The following is an 18,307-nucleotide window of genomic DNA, read 5'->3' as shown; positions in this document are numbered from 1 at the left end:
ATCGCTCGAGCCGCCGAGCGGGTTCCGGACAGTACCGTGGACCGACGCAAGGTCTATCCCTCCGCGCCGCCATACGACGAATATGGACTTTCCACCGAACCAGGGACTCGATCAGGAGGAGGTAACCGAGCGCGTCGAGGAAACCATCGAGGAAAACGAGGTCGTCCTCTTCATGAAGGGGACCGAGCTCATGCCTCAGTGCGGCTACTCCCGCAAGGCGCTCGGCCTGATCGATCACCACCGCGACGAGTACGAGACGGTCGACGTCCTCGAGTCGCTCGACGAGTACCGGCAGGCGCTCTCGGAGCACAGCGACTGGGAGACGATCCCGCAGACGTTCGTCGACGGCGAGTTCGTGGGCGGCTCGGACATCCTCGAGGAACTCGAGGAGCGCGGCGAGCTTGCAGAGACGCTTAACGCAGCCTAACACGGTCGAATCGTATTTCGGCCCGTTCAGGTTTCGTTTCCGCCCTGCGGAGACGAAACGAGGCAAAACGTCCGATATGGCGGCTCTATTCGGAATACCCGGTGTGCCTGTGACTTAAATTTATCCAGATACGCGGTACACGCATTTAATAGCAGATCATATAAGTCACGCACCCGTACACTGAAGCAAGCGACCGTCGCCCCACACCCACACGTCCCACTATGTCAACAGAGGAATCCAGACACGTTTATCGGTTGCACTCGACGCTCGAACTGCCCCTCGAAGACCTGCGAGACCACCTCGAGGAGGCGAAATACCCGGACGGCATCGACGACGTGGAACTCACCCGGCGGAACAACACGCTCATTCTCAAAGCCGTCGCGGAGGACCAATCGGTCAGCAAGTACACGCCGACGGCCCAGCTCAAGGCCAGCGTCACCGAAAACCGCGTCTACGAGGAGGATCCCGACGAGCGCCGCCAGTCCTTTAGCTGGGACGAGGAGGAAGAGGAGGAGATCGAGTCCGAACTCGTCGAGTTCGCGGCGTTCAAGGGCGACCGCGAGACGGTGCTGCAGAACTCCCTGCTGCAGTACGAGATGTTCCTCGTTCTCTGCGAGATCGCCGAAGCCGCCGAGAAGGGCACGCTGACGGCCATCTCGGAGCGCGACGGCGAACTGCAGGCGACCCGGATCGTCGACGGCGAGCCGCGCCCGGCCAACATCGAAGTCGTCGAAGGGCCGCGCGATCACGGCTCCGGCGAGACGGGCGTCAACTGGCGCGACAACAAGTTTATCAGCGACTGACGGTCCGCGTTTCTGCGCGATTTACTGTTGCCACCGCTACTCTTCTGAGCGTCGCAACTCGTCCGCGACTCGAGTCTCGAGTAACTGCTGTCGACGACCGATCGGCCCGCTCACCCGGCGCTGACGATCCGCTCGTACACGTCCGGGTACGCCTGCAGCCTCGTTCGGCCGCGGAGCGCGTGGAGATACGCCTGGACGCGTTCGCGCCACGGGGTCCACGAACTGTCGTCGTCGGCCCAGGAGCCGCGATCGATCTCCGCCATCCGGACGTCCGCGATGCCCGGCTCCGCGAGGACCGCCACGAACGGCGTCGGATCCGAGCCGACGACCGACCGGAAGACCGACCGTGCGCGCCGCTTCGCCGCGAACGCGTGGCCGGAATCGAACCCCTCGTCGTCCGGATCGACGACGAAGTCGTCCACCGCCGCCTCGTGCGCGCGCCAGTCCGCCAGCCCCCTCGCGGTTCCCAGCACCTGTAGCACGCGCAGGTCGCCCCCGACCTGACTCCGCCAGAGCGACGAGAGCCGCGACGGGAAACACGCACGAGCGAGCCGCCAGTGGGCGAACTCGTAGGGGCCGTACGACTCGGCGTCGTCGTCGACGTACCGCGACTCCACCTCGTCCCGCGTCGGCATCGACTCGAGTTCGGCCTTGAACTCGCCGATTAGTTCCTCGAGATGCGGGCCGTAGTCTGTGGTCTCCGCACCCGCGTCCTCGAGATCCGTCCGAAGGTGCTCGTCGTATCGTTCGGCGCTCTCGACGGCGATCTCGGCTCGGCGGATCTTCGACGTAATCTCGCCGATATCGTCGGCGTCGTACGACGCCGGATTCAGGTCGGGCTCGTCGGTCTCGGGATCGGCGCGGACTTCGGTGAGGTCGCCCCAGTCGGCGAGGTGCCGGCCGCGCTGCAACTCGAGTTCGACGCGGGAGTACCGCGCCAAATCGCGCTCGGGGTCGACGACCGGGTACGGCTCGAGGGCGGCCGCGAGCGAGTCGAGCCGATCGAGCAGGTCGAGCGTCCGCTCGGCGAGGGCCTCGAGGTCGGCCTTGTCGAGTTCCGCACGCAGTTCGCCCAGTTCTTGGCCGGCAAATTGCAGGCCGTACCTGGCCTCAAACAGCGCGTCGTTGTAGTCGCCCGCCTCGAGCGACGCCTCGGCGTCCTCGAGCCAGCCGCCCGCACCGTGGAAGCGACGGCTCGAGTCTTCGGCGTCGAACTCGTCCCGCCGATTTTCCGCGGCGGTCTGGGTTTCGTCGAGCAGCGAGACTGCCTCGCGGGCGTGCGCCTCGGTCACCGTCGGTTGCCAGAGCGAACTCGCCGCGGGCGGCGTCGGATAGTGGTTCGTCGCCCAGTCGGTCAGGATATCCGGGAGGGCCGTCGGTCGAACGGCGGCAGTGACAGCGGTGAACCCGCTCCCGACGGCGGCGCCACCGGCGAGCCCGCCGAGTAGTTGCCGCCGACTGAGGGAGGGTAGATCGGGGACCATCGTACCTGTTGGTGATCTATGGTGTCGTAAAATACTTTTTCCTATGACGGTCACGACACGGTGATCGAACGCGTCTCGGGTCCTCTAAACCGACCGAATCGGCGGTGTAATGAGCTGCTGCGGCTCCACGACGTCCGGTTGGTCGCTACTGGGAGAGCGGCCGTGAGAGCGAAACGATCCGTAGTTGCGTCCTAGCCACGCCGCGCCGTCGCCGTCGAACCGGGGTAGTCACTCATTTTCGCGCGTAGCCGAACCCAACACCGACGCTCGAGCGCGAGCGGCGCCGCTTGACGACGCATTACGACGTCCAAAATTCACCGCCACACCCGCTACTTGCGGGCGATTCGACCGCCGTTCGGAGTAGCGCGCTGATAACGATATAGCGCGTTTTGGAAGGGACAGTTGTCATGAGCTACGAGGTGATACGACGTGCGCTGTCTCTTCTTTAACAATACGCCGGCTCACGTTCATCTGTACAAACACACTGTCGAGCGACTCGAGGCGGACGGACACGACGTGCTCGTCCTCGCGCGCGGCGACGAGTTCACCGAATCGCTGCTCTCGTACCACGACGTGCCCTACGAGACCTACGGCGATCGGGGCGAGTCGCTACACTCGTTGCTGTGGGAGCTGCCGACCCACCTGTACGAAATGGGGCGCAAGGCGCGGGCGTTCGATCCGGACGTTATCTTCGGTATCGGCCCCTACGCGGCCTACACCGGCACGATCACGGGAACGCCGGCGATCGCCGTCCTCGACTCCGAGCCGTCGCTGGATCACGTCGTCTCCCGGCCCTTCGTGCAGGCGTTCCTGACGCCCGAGGCCTTCCAGAAGGATCTCGGCGAGAAACACTACCGGTTCGAGGGATTCAAGGAATCGGCCTATCTCCACCCCGACGTCTTCGAACCGGACGAATCCGTCCGCGAGGATCTGGGCGTCGGGCCCGACGAACCGTACGCGATCGTCCGGCTCAACGCCTTCAACGGCCACCACGACGTCGGCCGCGAGGGCTTCTCGCTCGAGCAGCGCCGGCGGCTGCTCGAGGCGCTCTCGGAGCACGCCACCATTTTCGTCTCCGACGAGGGCGGCGAGCTCGATTTCTCGAGTCTCGAGGCGCGCCCGTACGATCTCCATCCGGCGCGGATCCACGACGCCCTCGCCGAGGCCGACCTGCTGGTCGCGGACACGCAGACGATGGTCACCGAGGCCGCGCTGCTCGGCACGCCGGCGATCCGCTCGAACTCCTTCGTCGGCGAGGACGACATGGGCAACTTCCTCGAACTCGAGGACGCGGGGCTCGTCGAGAACATCGGCGAGTTTGAGGCGGTTCTCGAGCGCGCGGAAGAACTGCTCGCGGACGAATCGGCACCCGAACGGTGGGAGCGGCGGCGGGACGACTACGTCGAAGACATGGTCAATCTCACGGAGGTTCTCTCGAACATCGCACTGGCGTACAGCGAGACGAGTACCGACCCGGTTCCGGTCGACGTCACTGGACCAAGCACGGGTACGGGAACGGGCCGCGGCGAGGGGGTGAACTGACCGATGCGGGTTCTGTCCGTCGTCGGCGCGCGCCCGCAGTTCGTCAAGGCCGCGGTCGTCTCCCGAAAGATCCGCGACGTCGGCGAGGAGGTGCTGGTCCACACCGGTCAGCACTACGATGAGGAGATGTCCGACGTCTTCTTCGAGGAACTCGACATCCCCGAACCCGAGTACAACCTCGGCGTCAAGTCCGACACGCACGGCCGGCAAACGGCCCGGATGATCGCCGAACTCGAGCCGGTCGTCGAAGAGGAAGACCCCGACGTCGTGCTGCTGTACGGGGACACGAACTCGACGCTGGCCGGCGCGATCGTCGGCTCGAAGCGCGACGTGGCCGTCGCCCACGTCGAGGCCGGCCTGCGCAGCGGCAACCGCGAGATGCCCGAGGAGGTAAACCGCATCCTCACGGACCACGCCTCGGATCTGTGCTTCGCCCCCAGCGAGGCCGCGGTCGACAACCTCGCGGCCGAAGGAATCGTCGACGGCGTCCACTGGACCGGCGACGTGATGTACGACGCCGTCCTCGCGGCCCGCGACCGCGCCCGCGAGAACTCGACGATCCTCGAGGACCTCGGCCTCGAACCGGACGAGTTCGTCCTGACGACGGTCCACCGCGCCAGCAACACCGACGAACGCGAGAACCTCGAGGCGATCTTAGACGGCCTCGCGGACGCGCCGCTGCCGGTCGTCTTCCCGGCGCACCCGCGGACCGTCAATCGGCTGCAGGAGTACGACCTCTGGGAGCGTGCGACCGACGACCTCGAGATCATCGAGCCGCTGGGCTACCTCGATTTCGTCCGGCTGCTCGATACGGCCGAACGGGTCGCCACCGACTCCGGCGGCGTCCAGAAGGAGGCCTTTTTCCTCGGCACCCGCTGCGTGACCATGCGCGAGGAGACCGAGTGGACCGAAACCGTCGACTGCGGCTGGAACCAACTCGTCGGGCCGAACGCGGACCTGATCCGCGAGGGGCTGACGACCGATTGGGAGCCCCAGTCGAACCCCCAGCCCTACGGCGACGGCTCCGCCAGCCGGCGGATCGTCGGCCTGCTACAGGAGGAACTCGAGACGACTCCCGACCGGAGAATCGAAGCGCCGCCGCTCGACTAGCGACCGTCGTCGCTGCGGTGCGGTCATCCGAAACGCCGCGGCGACTCGAGCGTTCGGCTGAGCGCGACCCAGAGGCGATGACTCGCGAGACGACGACCGGTATCGAGCGCGGTGACGTTTCGCCACCGCCGAATATTGCCGTCGCGATTGCGTCGGTGATGGGCCGCCGAACACGGAGCCAGCCGGCTGTCCGAGCGGCGATTGCGCTGCAAATCGCCATCGAGGGTACGCCGCCCGCACTCGCAGCTTCCGTCAGGCGTTTCCGGTCCCAAAAAGCGTTTAACCCTGCTAATTATATCTAATTACACGAAATGAGCGAGAACTTCCCCGACTACGTCGACGTCGACTACGACGACGGCGACGGCGAAGATCCCGAGGACTATCAGCACATCCAGGACAAGATCGAGAAGGCCATCGAGGTCACCCGCGAGGGCCTCGAGGCGTACGAGAACCCGGCCGTGATGTGGACCGGCGGTAAGGACTCGACGCTCACGCTGTACTTCATCAAGGAGGTCGCCGACCGCTTCGACCTCGAGGTACCGCCCGCGGTCTTCATCGACCACTACCAGCACTTCGACGAGATCCACGACTTCGTCGACCACTGGGCCGACGAGTGGGACCTCGAGGTCATCTACGCGCGCAATGAGGACGTCGGCGAGTACGTCGACGAACACGGCTTAGAGCCCGGCGACGACATCGAGATTTCCGAACTGTCGGAGCACAACCAGCACCACGTCCGCGAGATCCTCGAGTACGAGGAGGACACCTTCCCCTTCCTGCTGGACACCTACGTCGGCAACCACCTGCTGAAGACGGTCGCGCTCAACGACGCGCTCGAGGAACACGACATCGACGGCGTCATCTCCGGCGTCCGCTGGGACGAGCAGGAGGCCCGCGCCGACGAGACGTTCTTCTCGCCGCGCCACGATCCGGACATCTACCCGCCCCACGACCGCATCCAGCCCATCCTGCAGTTCGACGAGGCCGCGGTCTGGGACGCCTTCTGGAACTTCGTCGTGCCGGACACCGTCGACGAGTTCCCCGAGGACGGCTACGTCCCGCAGGCCGACGACGACCTGCCGGAGGGCGTCACGCAGGAGGACGTTCCGATCTCGCCGAAGTACTTCGCCGGCTTCCGCTCGCTCGGCAGCGAGGTCTCGACCGAGAAAAGCGACGAGGATCCCGCCTGGCTGCAGGACCTCGAGGGAACGACCGAGCGCGCGGGCCGCGCCCAGGACAAGGAGGACCTGATGGAGCGCCTGCGCGACCTCGGTTACATGTAAGTCGCGTCGGTTCGCTCACCGCTTCGCATTTCGCTTTTCCGTTTTTGTGACGACTCGCGCTCGAGTAGTTACTAGTCCAGACTGGAGGAGCAACAGTCGCCTATCGAACTCGAGCACGGCTCAGCCCAAATACGACGTCAAGCCGCAGTCAGGGACTCGCCCGGTACTGGCCGTGCAGCAGACCGATCCCGAACATAATCAGTCCGAAGACGATCATCGACGGCGCGACCATCATCAGGACGGTGTCCGTCGTCATCATCGGCGCGGCGATGAGGCCGCCGACGCCGAGCGCGATCACTGCGATGAACGCGGCCGCGGTCGTGGGAAGATCGAATTCCATACGTGATCGTTGGGAAGCGACCGCCTAATGGTAACGGAATCCGGAAATCAGTTCGTCGAACCGATCGGAATCGGTTCGCCGATTCGATCGCAAGTCGAGAATTCCGCGACCGTCGCAAAAACAGGTCTCAGTCCGTCGCAGCGCTTAGTTCGACGGCCGAACCAGATTCGCCAGCGCGACGACGATCCCGAAGAACCAGCCCAGCGGGAACGAAAGCCCGAACCACATCCCCGCGTAGGCGGCGCCCTCGAGGCTGTAGTTCGCCCAGAGGTACTCGTTGATGCCGCCGATCGACAGCGGGTTCTCGAGCAGCCAGGCGGCGAACGCGTAGCTCGGCTCGAGGACGTGCGGCTCGAGTGCGGGCGTCACCAGGGCAGCGACGACCGGGGGCAGGAACAGCGCCGTCATCGCGAAGGGGTAGGCGAGGACGACGGTCGTAACGCGGCCGCCGAACTTGGCGCAGGCCGCGGCGAGTGCGGTGGCGACCGTCGCGACGCCGCTGGCGGCGGCGACGGCGAGCACCGAGTTGAGCGGGATGTCGACCTGTTCCATGTACGACATCGCGCCCCAGGCGAGCGTCAGCAGTCCCCAGCCGACCAGCGCGAGGGCGGTGACGCCGACGATGCCGAGTCGCGTCCGGGTCGAGTCGAGTTTCGCCGCGTAGTAGCGGGTCGCGAGACCGACGACTGTGAGCGGGTAAAGGAGGAGCAGTCCGATCGTTCCGAGCACGCTCCAGCCGTGATAGCCGATCTTCTGCGGGAGCGTTTCGGGCTCCCACTTGCCCATGACGGAGTGGCCGCGGCCGCGCTGCCTGGGGAAGACGATCTCCATCCAGGCACCGTGTAACCGCTGTAAGTCGGTCTTGACCGCACCGACGATCCCACCACCGCCACGACTCCGTGTGCGGGTGGACATACCCGATCCAAACTGCCGGCGTACCGTAAGCTTTCCTTCTTTTTCAGGATACGTTACAGGTTAGCGATCGGAATCGCCGGCGGCGGACCTCGAGCGAGGGCGGCCGACCGTCGCGATTCGGGGCGATGCGAACCGGTCAGTTCCACGGGGCGAATCCGGGATCGATCGTGCGGTTCGTCTCCTGAATGGCGTCGATCGCGTCGATGTCCTCCCGATCCAGCTCGAGGGTCAGCGACTCGAAGTTATCCCGGATGTGGGCCTCTCCAGTAGCCTTCGGAATCGCCGTAATCCCCTTCTCGCGCAGCCAGGCGAGGCTGACCTGCACCTCGGTAACGGCGTGCTCGTCCGCGATCTCCCGAATCTCGGGCTGGTCGAAGACGCCGCCGCGCGCGAGCGGACTGTACGCGACGACCTCGATGTCGTAGTGCTCGCAGGCCTCGCGGACCTCCTCCTGCGGTAGCAGGGGGTGACACTCGATCTGATTCGCGAGGATCGGGGCGTCGCAGACGTCGACGGCCTCCTCGAGTTGTGCGGGCTGGAAGTTGCTCACGCCGACGTTCTCGATCAGTCCGTCGTCGTACAGTTTCGAAAACGCAGACAGCGTCCCCTCGGGATCGTAGGTTCTGGCCGGCCAGTGGACGTACAGCAGGTCGACGTAGTCGACGCCGAGCCGGTCGAGGCTCGCGCGGGTCGTCTCGAGGACGTCGTCGTGCGCGAGGTTCGACGTCGAAACCTTGGTCGCGAGGAAAATCTCCTCGCGGTCGACGTCGGCCTGCGCGATCCCCTCGCCGACGGCCGCTTCGTTGTCGTAGCCCTGTGCGGTATCGACGTGGCGGTAGCCCATTTCGAGCGCCGTGCGGACGCTCTCGGCACACTGGTCGCCCGTATTTTGCCACGTCCCGAGCCCGAGCATCGGAATGCCGCTAGCGGTCGGACACAGTTCCGGATCGATCGCGTCGGCGTCGTCGACTCCCATAGGCGACGGACGATCGACACGCGAAAAGTGGTTGGGGTACCGGTGACTCGAGTCGGTCGCAGCTGTTCGAGCACGAGTCTTCCAGGTGCTCGTCTACTGACTGAGCAAGCAGTTTGACGGCCGTCGCGACCCGCCGCTAGAGGCGACGGTTACCGAACGGAAATCTCGTAGTAATCGGTGTACTTCACGAGGTCACAATCACGGAAGCCCGCTGCAACCGACCCGTCCACTGCTACGGGACCGTCGTTTGTGAGCGCTGGAAGCGTCGCCTTCGCCGCTTCGCCGAGTTCGTCGTAGTGGCAGACCCGCGATTCCGCGGGTACCTCCTCGATCCGTTCGATCGTAACTTTCTGTCCCATGTTATCGTACCTCATTCAATGGGTTCGGATACCTTCAAACTTTCTCCGACCGACGTCCACTCAGATCAATCTGAGAACGATATATCGGGAGGGAATTAGACATACGTCTTCTTCAACCTGCAGCCGATCATTCTGTCTATTGTTCCCTGTCGTTCCGTCATAGAAAACTACGTTCGCCGTCTTTCACCGCTCGTTCGGCTTACTAATACCCGCGTTCGTTCCGAAAGTTATTAACGGCCGAATGTGGCCCTACGTAGCAATGGCACGGACACTCGAGACGGAGCCGGACCGGGTCTACGAACGGATCGTGACCGAGGTCGCGGCGATCGACGGTACGGATCCGACGGAGCTCCCGCCGCTGTTCAACGCGGTCGATCCCGACGCCCTGCTGACCGTCTTCTCGGCTACCGAATCCGGCGTCTCGCGGTCGGGTCGCGTCGAGTTTCCGTACGCCGGCTACGATATTACGATCACGTTCGACGACGATCCGGAACTGCGGATCGAGCGAACGTAACCGCTCGTCGCCGCGTTCGCGCGACTCGAGAAACGTCGGTCCGTATCGGCGGTCCGTGAGATCGAACTGCTGCGGGACGGAAAACAATCCTTAGTGGTCGATACCCGGCCGTGGGAAGGTCGTCTCGTCGTCCGTCGGATCCGCAAGCGCGCGCTCGATCTCCGGCGCACCGAGGATTTCGTTTCGATCGTCGTCGGACGGCCGTCTGAAGTAGTAGGTGTCCGCACAGCCGGCGACCATCTCGGAGAGGGCTCGATCGTCGGTGTGCACGACGGACACGAGATCGCCCGTCACTGCGACCAGTACCGCGTCCTCGGGTTTGTGCAACTCGTCTCGAAGCTGCTCGACGGTACAGTCGTCGGGCAGTTGCAGGTGCACACCGTCGACGGTGGCCCATCGCGTCTCCATACCGCTCCGTTGGGAGGGGAGACCCTATACTATTGTGCCCGCAACGACAGGTTGGCGCCTGCAACCCTGCCGTATTTCACTCGGAAGACGAGCCCTGTGCTGGATAGACGCCTCGCCGCCAACCGCGACGGCTGTCGGCAATCGGTCCGGAAACGCTTAGGGCGGCCAGGGTGCTACCTCGAGTGTGAGCGAGAATCGCGTCGTTCAGGGGCGTATGGTGACGGCCGAAAAACTCGCCGAACTGGTCGAGGGCGACTCCGTCATGGAGGTCGACTCGATCGAGGAGGCCGACAGGGAGTGTCCGGACTGCGGCGGCAACGTCCTCAAAGTCACGTACATGCCGTCGGTGACGGAACTCGTGACCGGATGGAAGTGCCAGGACTGCGACTGGAGCGAGGCCGACCGCGACTGATCGCTTCGGCCGGAACCGCGCCTCTTCGTTCGGACCGGAACCCGACCCATTGTCTAGCGGCCGCGCTACGTGGTGTCACCAGACCGCCCACTCGAGCGCGATAACCAGCGCGGCCAGGAAGACGTGTTCGCCGTCGACGACGAACCCGTAGAACAGCGGGCCGCGGTCCTCGGTCGCGAACGGGATGTAACAGGCCACGTAGGCGTTCATCGCGAGGACGACGAGAAACCGGCCGGAGAGAGAACTGAGCGCGACGACGGCGACGACCGCCGCGGCGACCGCAACGTTTGCGGCCTGACAGACGCGTCGGGTCGTCGCCGGCCCGTACCGGTTCGGCACCGTCGCGATCCCTTCCTCGCGGTCGCCCTCGATATCCTTGACGTCGAAGATCACGGCCGCGATCGTGATCATGGCGGTGATGTAGCCGGCGACGAACAGGATGTCGAGCGACTGGAGCTGCCCGTAGTAGTAGCCGACGCCGAGCGGGATGATACCCCACGCCAAGCCCACGAACAGGTTTTTCACCAGAAACACGCGCTTGACCCCGGCCAGCGAGTAGAGGACGGCGACCGCAACCGGCAGGAGCATGTATCCCGCGCCCGGCAGTTCCAGCGCGACCGCGACCCCGATCGCCGCGAGGTAGAGCCCGCTGCCGAGCGCGAGCCAGAAGCGGCCGTAGCGCTTGACGAACGCGGCCCGCCGGGGCACGTTTTGCTCGTCCTCCTCGAGGTCGAGGAACCGGTTGATCGTGTAGACGAACAGCGTCGCCGCGAAGACGATGAAGATCGGGAGCGGTTCGACCGGTAGGTCCGCGAGGAGGATCGTCGTCGTCGCCACGCCGACGGTCGCCAGCGAGATGAAGAGGTTGCTGTGAACCAGAAACCGGAGGGCGCTCTCGAGCGACGACGCCCACCGCCGGACGCGGCGCGTGCGAATCGGGGTCGTCACCGGGGGTCGACCTCCGGCGTGGCTCGGGTGGGGTGTCCCATGTGTGGTTTCGATCGGCGTGACGTTCTTGGGACCGGTCCTAATCGCGCGCCCGGTCGCGGTTCCAGTCCCGGCGTCGCTTTGCTATTGGGACTCGCGCGAGTCAAACGCTGCGGTTGGGGCGACGCGTTCGGTCGCTCGACCGCAGCGACGCGGACGCGAGGCGGTGCTCGCTCCGACAAATTCGAACCGCACGCAGATCGAGAAAAATTGACAAACGTCGCAGGGATCGCGGTATCGACCCCCGAAACATCCACGACTGTGTGCGTATCTCCCACACGTGGTTTAGATGCGGAACAAATGACGGGTTATAAGTTCGATTCTATAGCCGCTCGAGCGGCGGAGTTCCATACCCGTCGATGGATTCCCGTCGCGAGTGGAAACTGGCAGGATTTAAGCGGGGTCGGAACGCGGGTTCGAATGCCTATGAAGCTTCACGAATATCAGGCGAAGGACGTCTTCGCCGATGCCGGCATTCCGACGCCGGCATCCCAACTCGCCTCCGACGTCGACGGCGTTATCGCCGCGGCCGAGGAGATCGGGTATCCAGTCGCAGTCAAGGCGCAGGTACAGGTCGGCGGCCGCGGGAAGGCCGGCGGTATTAAACTCGCCGAGGACGAGGACGAGGCCCGCGAGGCGGCCGAGTCCATCCTCGGAATGGACCTGAAGGGTTACCGCGTGGATCAGGTTCTGGTCGAGGAAGCGGTCGACTTCGTTAACGAGCTCTACGTCGGCATCACGATGGACCGCGGCGAAGGCAAGCCCGTCGCCATGGTCTCGACCAAGGGTGGGGTTAACATCGAGGAAGTCGCCGAGGAGGATCCCGACGCCATCGCTCGGGAACACATCGACCCCTCCTTCGGCATGCATCCGTACCAGGCCCGAAAGGCCGTCTACGACGCCGGCGTCGACCAGTCCGTCGCGCGCGACGTCTCGAGCGTCCTCACGACGCTGTACGATCTCTGGGACAGCCGCGACGGTGCCGACGCCGAGATCAACCCGCTGATGGTTACTTCGGACGACGAGGTCATCGCGGCCGACGCCGTGATGAACATCGACGAGGACGCGCTCTTCCGCCAGCCCGAACTGGCCGAAATGGAAGAGGAGGCGTCCTCGGGCGACGAACTCGAGCAGAAGGCCGACGAGTACGACTTCGACTACGTCCGCCTCGAGGGGAACGTCGGCATCATCGGCAACGGGGCCGGTCTCGTCATGACCACGCTCGACCTCGTCGACCACTACGGCGGCCAGCCCGCCAACTTCCTGGACGTCGGCGGTGGCGCAAAGGCGCAGCGCATCGCCAACGCCCTGGACATGGTCTTCTCGGACGACAACGTCGACTCCGTCGTCTTCAACATCTTCGGCGGGATCACCCGCGGCGACGAGGTCGCCCGGGGGATCAACGAGGCGCTCGAGCAGTTCGACGAAATCCCCAAGCCGGTCGTCGTCCGCCTGGCCGGCACCAACTGGGAGGAAGGCATGGAGATTCTCAACGAAGACCTCGTGACGGTCGAGCAGACCCTCGAGGACGCGGTTCAGCGTGCCGTCGAATACGCTGACGAGGTGGAAGCATGAGTGTACTAGTCGACGACGACACGCGCGTCGTGGTACAGGGCATCACGGGCGGGGAAGGCAAGTTCCACGCCAAGCAGATGATGGAGTACGGCACCAACGTGGTCGCCGGCGCGGTCCCCGGCAAGGGCGGCCAGGAAGTCGACGGCGTCCCCGTCTACGACACGGTCCACGAGGCCGTCGAAGAGGAGAATGCCGACACCTCGGTCATCTTCGTCCCGCCAGCGTTCGCGGGCGACGCCATCTTCGAGGCCCTCGATACGGACCTCGACCTCGCGGTTGCCATCACGGAGGGCATCCCGACTCAGGACATGGCTCGAGTCAACAAGCGCCTAACCGAGACCGACACGCGCCTGATCGGCCCGAACTGTCCCGGTCTCATCACGCCCGGCGAGGCCAAACTCGGCATCCTCCCCGGCAACATCTTCTCCGAGGGCAACGTCGGTCTGGTCTCCCGCTCGGGCACCCTCACGTACCAGGTCGTCGACAACCTGACGAACCGCGGCATGGGCCAGAGCACCGCGATCGGCATCGGCGGCGACCCGATCATCGGCACCGACTTCGTCGACGCCCTCGAGCTGTTCGAGAACGACCCCGAAACGGAAGCCATCGTCATGTGCGGCGAGATCGGCGGCGAAGACGAGGAGGAGGCCGCCGCGTACATCGACGAGCACGTCGACACGCCGGTCGCCGGCTTCATCGCCGGCCGGACCGCCCCGCCGGGCAAGCGCATGGGCCACGCCGGCGCGATCGTCTCCGGCTCGGGTACCGGCACCGCCGAGAGCAAGATTTCGGCGCTCAACGACGCCGGCGTCCCCGTCGGCGACACGCCGGAGGAAGTCGCCGACCACATCGAAGAGTTCCTCGCCTGATCGCGCGGCGGAACGTTCCCGCCGCGTACCGTCTCTTTACTTCTGTTTTGCGGCTCGAGCGAATTCGAGCGATCCTCGAGGAGCGGCCCGCCGGTCGCTGTCCTGTCGTCCACTGATACTCGGCACCGTCACTCACACCCCGTCACTTCCCGGCAGAATTGCCATCCCGAATCGCACCGTACCGGCTCCGTGCCGGTCCACCTCGAGTGCGACGTCTGCGGCGCCGCGCACACGATTCCGGAGCGGCCGTTCGATCCGGAGACGGGAACGGGCTGTCCGGAGTGTGGCGGAAACCCGTATACGGTCGTTCGGGCGGGGCTCGCGTGGCATCCGGCGCCGTAGAACGAGAACAGGAGAACTCGTACGCAGCGACCGCGTTGCCCCTCCGATAGCGGTCGAGTGATGCGCTCGAGCAGCGTTACGAGAACTTCGACCGAACCCAGCCGAGGAGGCCGGATGTGTCGTCGTCCTCTTCGTCGGCCGTTTCGGTCTCGTCGGCCGGGTCGTCGATGTCGGAATCGACACCGGTTGGTTCCCCGTCGTCAGCCGCGGGTACGTCCGCTTCGTCGTCAGCGGGTTCGTCGGCTGACTGCTCGTCGACGAACGGTTCAGCAGCGGATTCCGTGGGTTCGTCCTGAGCTCGTCCGTCGGCCTCGTCATCCGACGTATCAACGGTCGGCGCCGCTGCCTCGTCGGCGGACGGTTCGCTGGCGCTGGACGCGTCCGATTCCGCGTCGGCGGAGCGTCCGTCGGCCTCGGCGGACTCGTCGAGTTCGTCGGTCGGGTCGTCGTCCGAACCCGATTCTGGCGAATCGGACCCGTCCGGATCGACCCAGAGGAACTCCTCGCCCTTCGTCCGGCCCGACAACAGGAGGCTCTCGAGTGCTTCCTCGTCGGCTAGCAGGTCGTCGTCGACGTCCCAGTCCGGTTCCACGGGTTCGTCCGCGCTCGCGATGATCTCCTCGGGCGTCTCGCCCTCGAGGACGTCGTCGGTATCCTCGTCGCCGTCGACGTCGTCTTTGAGTTGCCCGAAGACGTTCGCCGCGGTTCGGTCTTCGATCCCGTCGTCGCCGCGCTCGTCGGCAGCGTCGGCGTCCTCGTCTCGATCGACCCCCGTCCCCGCCGTCTCGGGTTCGTCGTCCGCGATCGCCCCGAACAGATCGTCGGCGCTCGCCCCCGCGTCGAACCCGCCGTCGCCCGATTTTTCGTCGATCGTACTTTCGCTCATAGGCTCGCTCTGTAGGTCTACATAATCACACGTCATTAAGTTTGGCAATTTTTTCAGTCTCGATTCGTTAGGGGAGTACCACATTAGCGTGACGGCCGTTTTCGGCTCGATTTGCCGGTTCGGGTTTACAAATAGCCACTACGAACGGATTGAATTCGCTAATCAGAAAAAGACTACCCGCCAGCCGTAAGATCTCCCTCTTCAGACGGTCCACGCACCGCGACCGTCCCCAACCGTTATATTTCCGTCAACTGATCTATCTAGTATGGTTTACGAGACGGGAAACGAAACGGTCGACGACGCGCTCGAGCGGGTCTTGGCCGGCGAGCGGCTCGATCGCACCGACGGACTGGCGCTGATCGCCCAGCCGGTCGAGCCGCTGGCCGAGGCCGGCGCGACCGTGCGCGATCACTTCGGTGACGGCACGGTCGACGCCTGCTCGATCGTCAACGCGAAGGCGGGTAACTGCGCCGAGGACTGCGGGTTCTGTGCGCAGTCGGTCCACTTCGACACCGGCATCGACACCTACGACTTTCTCGGTCCCGAGAAGATCCTCGAGGCGGCAAAGCGCGCCGAACGCGACGGCGCCCAGCGGTTCGGCATCGTCGTCGCGGAGAAAGGCGTCTCGAAGGAACGTCGGCCCGACGAATGGGCGGAAGTCCTCGAGGCGATCCGCCTCGTCCGCGATAAGTGCGACCTCGAGGTCGACGCCTCCCTCGGAATCCTCACCGAGGAGGAAGCGGAGATCCTCGCCGCGGAGGGGATAAAGCACTACAACCACAACATCGAGACCTCGCCGCGGTACTTCCCCGAGATCGTCGACACCCACAGCTTCGAGGATCGGGTGGAGACGCTCGAGGTTGCCAAGGGCGCCGGCATGGACCTCTGTGCCGGCGTGATCCTCGGGATGGGCGAGACGCCGACCGATCGCGTCGAGGCGGCGATCGCCCTGCAGGACATCGGCGTCTCCTCGCTGCCGGTAAACGTCCTGAATCCGGTTCCCGGGACGCCGCTGGCCGAGCGGGGCGTCGAGATCACGACCGAGGAGATCGTCAAGACAATCGCTGTCTACCGGCTGCTTCACCCCGAAGCGCGGGTTCGGCTCACCGGCGGTCGCGAGGCCAACCTCGCGCCCGACGAACAGCACTTGCCGCTCGAAGCCGGCGCCGACGGTCTGCTGACGGGCGACTACCTCACGACCGAGGGCCAGTCGCCCGCCGACGATCTGAAGATCATCGAGCGCGCGGGCCTCGAGCCGAATCGCGAGACGAACGCGTTCGACCCCGAAGCGGTGACGGCCCGTCGCGGAGACGCCGGGGCGTCGACGAGCGAGGCGACGCGTACGGATGCGGAACCGAACACGGACTGAGGCCACCCGTCCCGCCCAGCCGTAACTGTGCGTCCGCCGACCGAGAACCGTGAAAGTGATACCACGTCGATGACTCCGTTCACGCGAATGGAAGACCGCGACCGCGGGTTCGACCTCGAGGATCGGCTCGCAACCCTCGAGGACGGCGACCTGAAGCGGACCCTCTCGCCCGTCGACCGGGTCGCCGAGCGGGGCTACTTCGCCGAACCCTCCGGGGGCGACCTGCCGGTCCTCGAGACCGACGAGGCGCTCGTGTTCGCGTCGAACAACTACCTGGGCCTGACCGCCGACCGGCGGGTTCAGGACGCGGCCCGTCAGGCCGCCGCGACCGTCGGCACGGGCGCCGGCGCGAGCCGACTCGTCACCGGCGACACGATGGTCCACCGCGACCTCGAGCGACTGCTCGCAGAAACGAAGGACTGCGAGCGGGCGCTGACCTTCTCCTCGGGGTATGCAGCCAACGTCGGGACGATCACGGCCCTCGAGCCCGACGTCGTCTTCTCCGACGAGTTGAACCACGCGAGCCTCATCGACGGCTGCCGGCTTTCGGGCGCCGAGACGGTCGTCTACGACCACCGCGACGTCGCGGACCTGCGGTCGAAACTCGAGGCGCGCGCCGAGCAGGACGACGCGGCCGACGAGCGCTGGCTCATCATCACGGATACCGTCTTCAGCGTGGACGGCACCGTCGCGCCTCTCGAGTCGATCTGCGACCTCGCCGAGGCGTTCGGCGCGTGGGTGATGGTCGACGAAGCCCACGCGACGGGACTGTACGTCGACGGCGGCGGCGTCGTCCAGGCGGAGGGACTCGCGGACCGCATCCACGTCCAGATGGGAACGCTCTCGAAGGCCCTGGCCAGCCAGGGCGGCTACGTCGCCGGCAGCGACGAACTGATCGAGTGTCTGATCAACGACGCGCGGTCGTTCGTCTACTCGACGGGGCTAACGCCGCCGGCCGCCGCGGCGGCCAGCGAGGCGCTGCACCTCGCGCGCCACAGCGACGCCCGCGAGCGACTCTGGGAAAACGTCGCCCACCTTCGGGACGGCCTCGAGTCGATGGGGTTCGACGCCCCCGGCGACTCGCAGATCCTCCCTGTGATCGTCGGCAACCGCGAGGACGCGCTGGCGCTCGCCGAGGGACTGCGCGAGCGCGATATCGTCGCGCCGGCCATCCGCCCGCCGGCGGTACCCGAAGGGGAGAGTCGAATTCGAGTGACGCCGATCGCGACCCACGACAAGGACGACATCGTCGCCTGCCTCGAGGCGTTCCGGACGGTCGGCACCGAGTTAGGGCTGCTCTGAGCGTTCCGGACGGCGAAAATCGTGACGACCCGCTGGACCGAGACAACCGGCTCGAGCCGCTGGTGACGGAGACGTCGCGGAAAACGGAGAGAGCTTCGAACGCGGCCGCAGGACACTGAGCCGCCGCCTGACCGGCGGTCAGTTCCGGGTCACGTCCGCGGTGCTTGTGGCTCGCCGTCGATCGCCACCGAGTCGTCCTCCTCGTCCATTTCGCCGGACAGGTGGCGGCGGACGTCGATCAACTCCGAGACGATTTCGGATTTGCGGTGTTCGACCTCGAGGTGGATTCGGAGGTCCGTTCGCTCGGCGTAGTGCTCCGCACAGAGTGGACAGCGTTGCTGGTCGGTCATGGGCCCGTTCACCGTCAGCACGTGACGCTGCGGAGCGACGTAATAGTGTCGTTC

The 18,307-nt window shown here is 65.4% G+C and carries 21 protein-coding genes; 12 read left to right on the top strand and 9 right to left on the bottom strand.

Translation table 11 applies throughout. The features are described 5' to 3' along the window. The first annotated feature begins 82 nt into the window (after positions 1-82). Positions 83-427, top strand: a complete 345-nt coding sequence (locus HALXA_RS01005; RefSeq protein WP_013878430.1) for a glutaredoxin family protein — start codon at positions 83-85, stop codon at positions 425-427. Positions 428-648: 221 nt separating this feature from the next. Continuing rightward, complete coding sequence (locus tag HALXA_RS01000) at positions 649-1,230, top strand: DUF7110 family protein (protein WP_013878429.1); 582 nt, start codon at positions 649-651, stop codon at positions 1,228-1,230. Positions 1,231-1,340: 110 nt separating this feature from the next. On the opposite strand, the gene HALXA_RS00995 is transcribed toward HALXA_RS01000, so the two are convergent. Further along, a complete protein-coding gene (locus HALXA_RS00995) occupies positions 1,341-2,714 on the bottom strand; it encodes a hypothetical protein (RefSeq protein WP_013878428.1) in 1,374 nt (457 codons plus the stop codon). A 429-nt stretch (positions 2,715-3,143) separates the two neighbouring features. Here HALXA_RS00995 and HALXA_RS00990 point away from each other — a divergent pair, with 429 nt between their 5' ends. From HALXA_RS00990 to HALXA_RS00980, 3 genes are all read left to right on the top strand, one after another. Then, the gene (locus HALXA_RS00990) at positions 3,144-4,256 is read left to right on the top strand and encodes a DUF354 domain-containing protein (RefSeq protein WP_013878427.1); all 1,113 of its coding nucleotides are present in this window, start codon (positions 3,144-3,146) and stop codon (positions 4,254-4,256) included. Between the two features lie 3 nt (positions 4,257-4,259). Next, positions 4,260-5,366, top strand: a complete 1,107-nt coding sequence (gene wecB, locus HALXA_RS00985; protein ID WP_013878426.1) for a non-hydrolyzing UDP-N-acetylglucosamine 2-epimerase — start codon at positions 4,260-4,262, stop codon at positions 5,364-5,366. Between the two features lie 311 nt (positions 5,367-5,677). Then, complete coding sequence (locus tag HALXA_RS00980) at positions 5,678-6,649, top strand: phosphoadenosine phosphosulfate reductase family protein (RefSeq protein WP_013878425.1); 972 nt, start codon at positions 5,678-5,680, stop codon at positions 6,647-6,649. Positions 6,650-6,797: 148 nt separating this feature from the next. Here the strand turns inward: HALXA_RS00980 and HALXA_RS00975 are convergent, their stop codons facing one another. The 4 genes from HALXA_RS00975 to HALXA_RS00960 all read right to left on the bottom strand — a co-directional run bounded on the left by HALXA_RS00975 (position 6,798) and on the right by HALXA_RS00960 (position 9,239). Continuing rightward, entirely contained in the window at positions 6,798-6,989 is a 192-nt protein-coding gene (locus HALXA_RS00975) for a DUF7333 family protein (protein WP_013878424.1), read from the bottom strand. 144 nt (positions 6,990-7,133) lie between these two features. Continuing rightward, positions 7,134-7,904: a hypothetical protein gene (locus tag HALXA_RS00970; RefSeq protein WP_013878423.1), complete on the bottom strand. Its 771-nt coding sequence runs from the start codon at positions 7,902-7,904 to the stop codon at positions 7,134-7,136. 136 nt (positions 7,905-8,040) lie between these two features. After that, positions 8,041-8,880, bottom strand: coding sequence for an aldo/keto reductase (locus HALXA_RS00965; protein ID WP_013878422.1), 840 nt, complete (start codon positions 8,878-8,880; stop codon positions 8,041-8,043). 149 nt (positions 8,881-9,029) lie between these two features. Continuing rightward, on the bottom strand, positions 9,030-9,239 hold the full coding sequence (locus HALXA_RS00960) for a hypothetical protein (RefSeq protein WP_049895029.1): 210 nt from the start codon (positions 9,237-9,239) through the stop codon (positions 9,030-9,032). Between the two features lie 259 nt (positions 9,240-9,498). On the opposite strand from HALXA_RS00960, the gene HALXA_RS00955 reads away from it, so the two are divergent. Next, positions 9,499-9,753 carry a HalOD1 output domain-containing protein gene (locus HALXA_RS00955; protein ID WP_049895027.1) on the top strand — a complete coding sequence of 85 codons (255 nt, stop codon included), beginning with the start codon at positions 9,499-9,501 and terminating at the stop codon, positions 9,751-9,753. Between the two features lie 90 nt (positions 9,754-9,843). Here the strand turns inward: HALXA_RS00955 and HALXA_RS00950 are convergent, their stop codons facing one another. Further along, positions 9,844-10,161 (bottom strand): hypothetical protein, encoded by a 318-nt coding sequence (locus HALXA_RS00950; protein WP_013878419.1) that lies wholly within the window; start codon positions 10,159-10,161, stop codon positions 9,844-9,846. A 184-nt stretch (positions 10,162-10,345) separates the two neighbouring features. On the opposite strand from HALXA_RS00950, the gene HALXA_RS00945 reads away from it, so the two are divergent. Further along, positions 10,346-10,573: a DUF5795 family protein gene (locus HALXA_RS00945; RefSeq protein ID WP_013878418.1), complete on the top strand. Its 228-nt coding sequence runs from the start codon at positions 10,346-10,348 to the stop codon at positions 10,571-10,573. Positions 10,574-10,648: 75 nt separating this feature from the next. Here the strand turns inward: HALXA_RS00945 and HALXA_RS00940 are convergent, their stop codons facing one another. Further along, positions 10,649-11,521, bottom strand: a complete 873-nt coding sequence (locus HALXA_RS00940; protein WP_013878417.1) for a UbiA family prenyltransferase — start codon at positions 11,519-11,521, stop codon at positions 10,649-10,651. 465 nt (positions 11,522-11,986) lie between these two features. Here HALXA_RS00940 and sucC point away from each other — a divergent pair, with 465 nt between their 5' ends. The 3 genes from sucC (at position 11,987) to HALXA_RS21900 (ending at position 14,346) form a co-directional block, all read left to right on the top strand. Beyond that, a complete protein-coding gene (gene sucC, locus HALXA_RS00935) occupies positions 11,987-13,135 on the top strand; it encodes an ADP-forming succinate--CoA ligase subunit beta (protein ID WP_049895026.1) in 1,149 nt (382 codons plus the stop codon). Next, a complete protein-coding gene (gene sucD / locus HALXA_RS00930; RefSeq protein WP_013878415.1) occupies positions 13,132-14,004 on the top strand; it encodes a succinate--CoA ligase subunit alpha in 873 nt (290 codons plus the stop codon). Before sucC ends, sucD begins: the two co-directional genes overlap by 4 nt. A 189-nt stretch (positions 14,005-14,193) precedes the next feature. Then, on the top strand, positions 14,194-14,346 hold the full coding sequence (locus HALXA_RS21900) for a hypothetical protein (protein WP_171814652.1): 153 nt from the start codon (positions 14,194-14,196) through the stop codon (positions 14,344-14,346). 76 nt (positions 14,347-14,422) lie between these two features. Here the strand turns inward: HALXA_RS21900 and HALXA_RS00925 are convergent, their stop codons facing one another. Next, positions 14,423-15,232, bottom strand: a complete 810-nt coding sequence (locus tag HALXA_RS00925) for a hypothetical protein (protein ID WP_013878414.1) — start codon at positions 15,230-15,232, stop codon at positions 14,423-14,425. 265 nt (positions 15,233-15,497) lie between these two features. On the opposite strand from HALXA_RS00925, the gene bioB reads away from it, so the two are divergent. Continuing rightward, complete coding sequence (gene bioB, locus HALXA_RS00920) at positions 15,498-16,601, top strand: biotin synthase BioB (protein WP_013878413.1); 1,104 nt, start codon at positions 15,498-15,500, stop codon at positions 16,599-16,601. Positions 16,602-16,688: 87 nt separating this feature from the next. Then, positions 16,689-17,903: an aminotransferase class I/II-fold pyridoxal phosphate-dependent enzyme gene (locus HALXA_RS00915; RefSeq protein ID WP_013878412.1), complete on the top strand. Its 1,215-nt coding sequence runs from the start codon at positions 16,689-16,691 to the stop codon at positions 17,901-17,903. Positions 17,904-18,052: 149 nt separating this feature from the next. Here the strand turns inward: HALXA_RS00915 and HALXA_RS00910 are convergent, their stop codons facing one another. Further along, positions 18,053-18,253: a hypothetical protein gene (locus tag HALXA_RS00910; RefSeq protein ID WP_013878411.1), complete on the bottom strand. Its 201-nt coding sequence runs from the start codon at positions 18,251-18,253 to the stop codon at positions 18,053-18,055. Positions 18,254-18,307: the final 54 nt, after the last annotated feature.

The sequence above is a fragment of the Halopiger xanaduensis SH-6 genome, from assembly GCF_000217715.1.
GTDB classification, from domain to species: Archaea; Halobacteriota; Halobacteria; order Halobacteriales; family Natrialbaceae; genus Halopiger; species Halopiger xanaduensis.
Note: the sequence above shows the minus strand (reverse complement) of the source record. Positions and strands in the feature narration are given on the sequence as shown.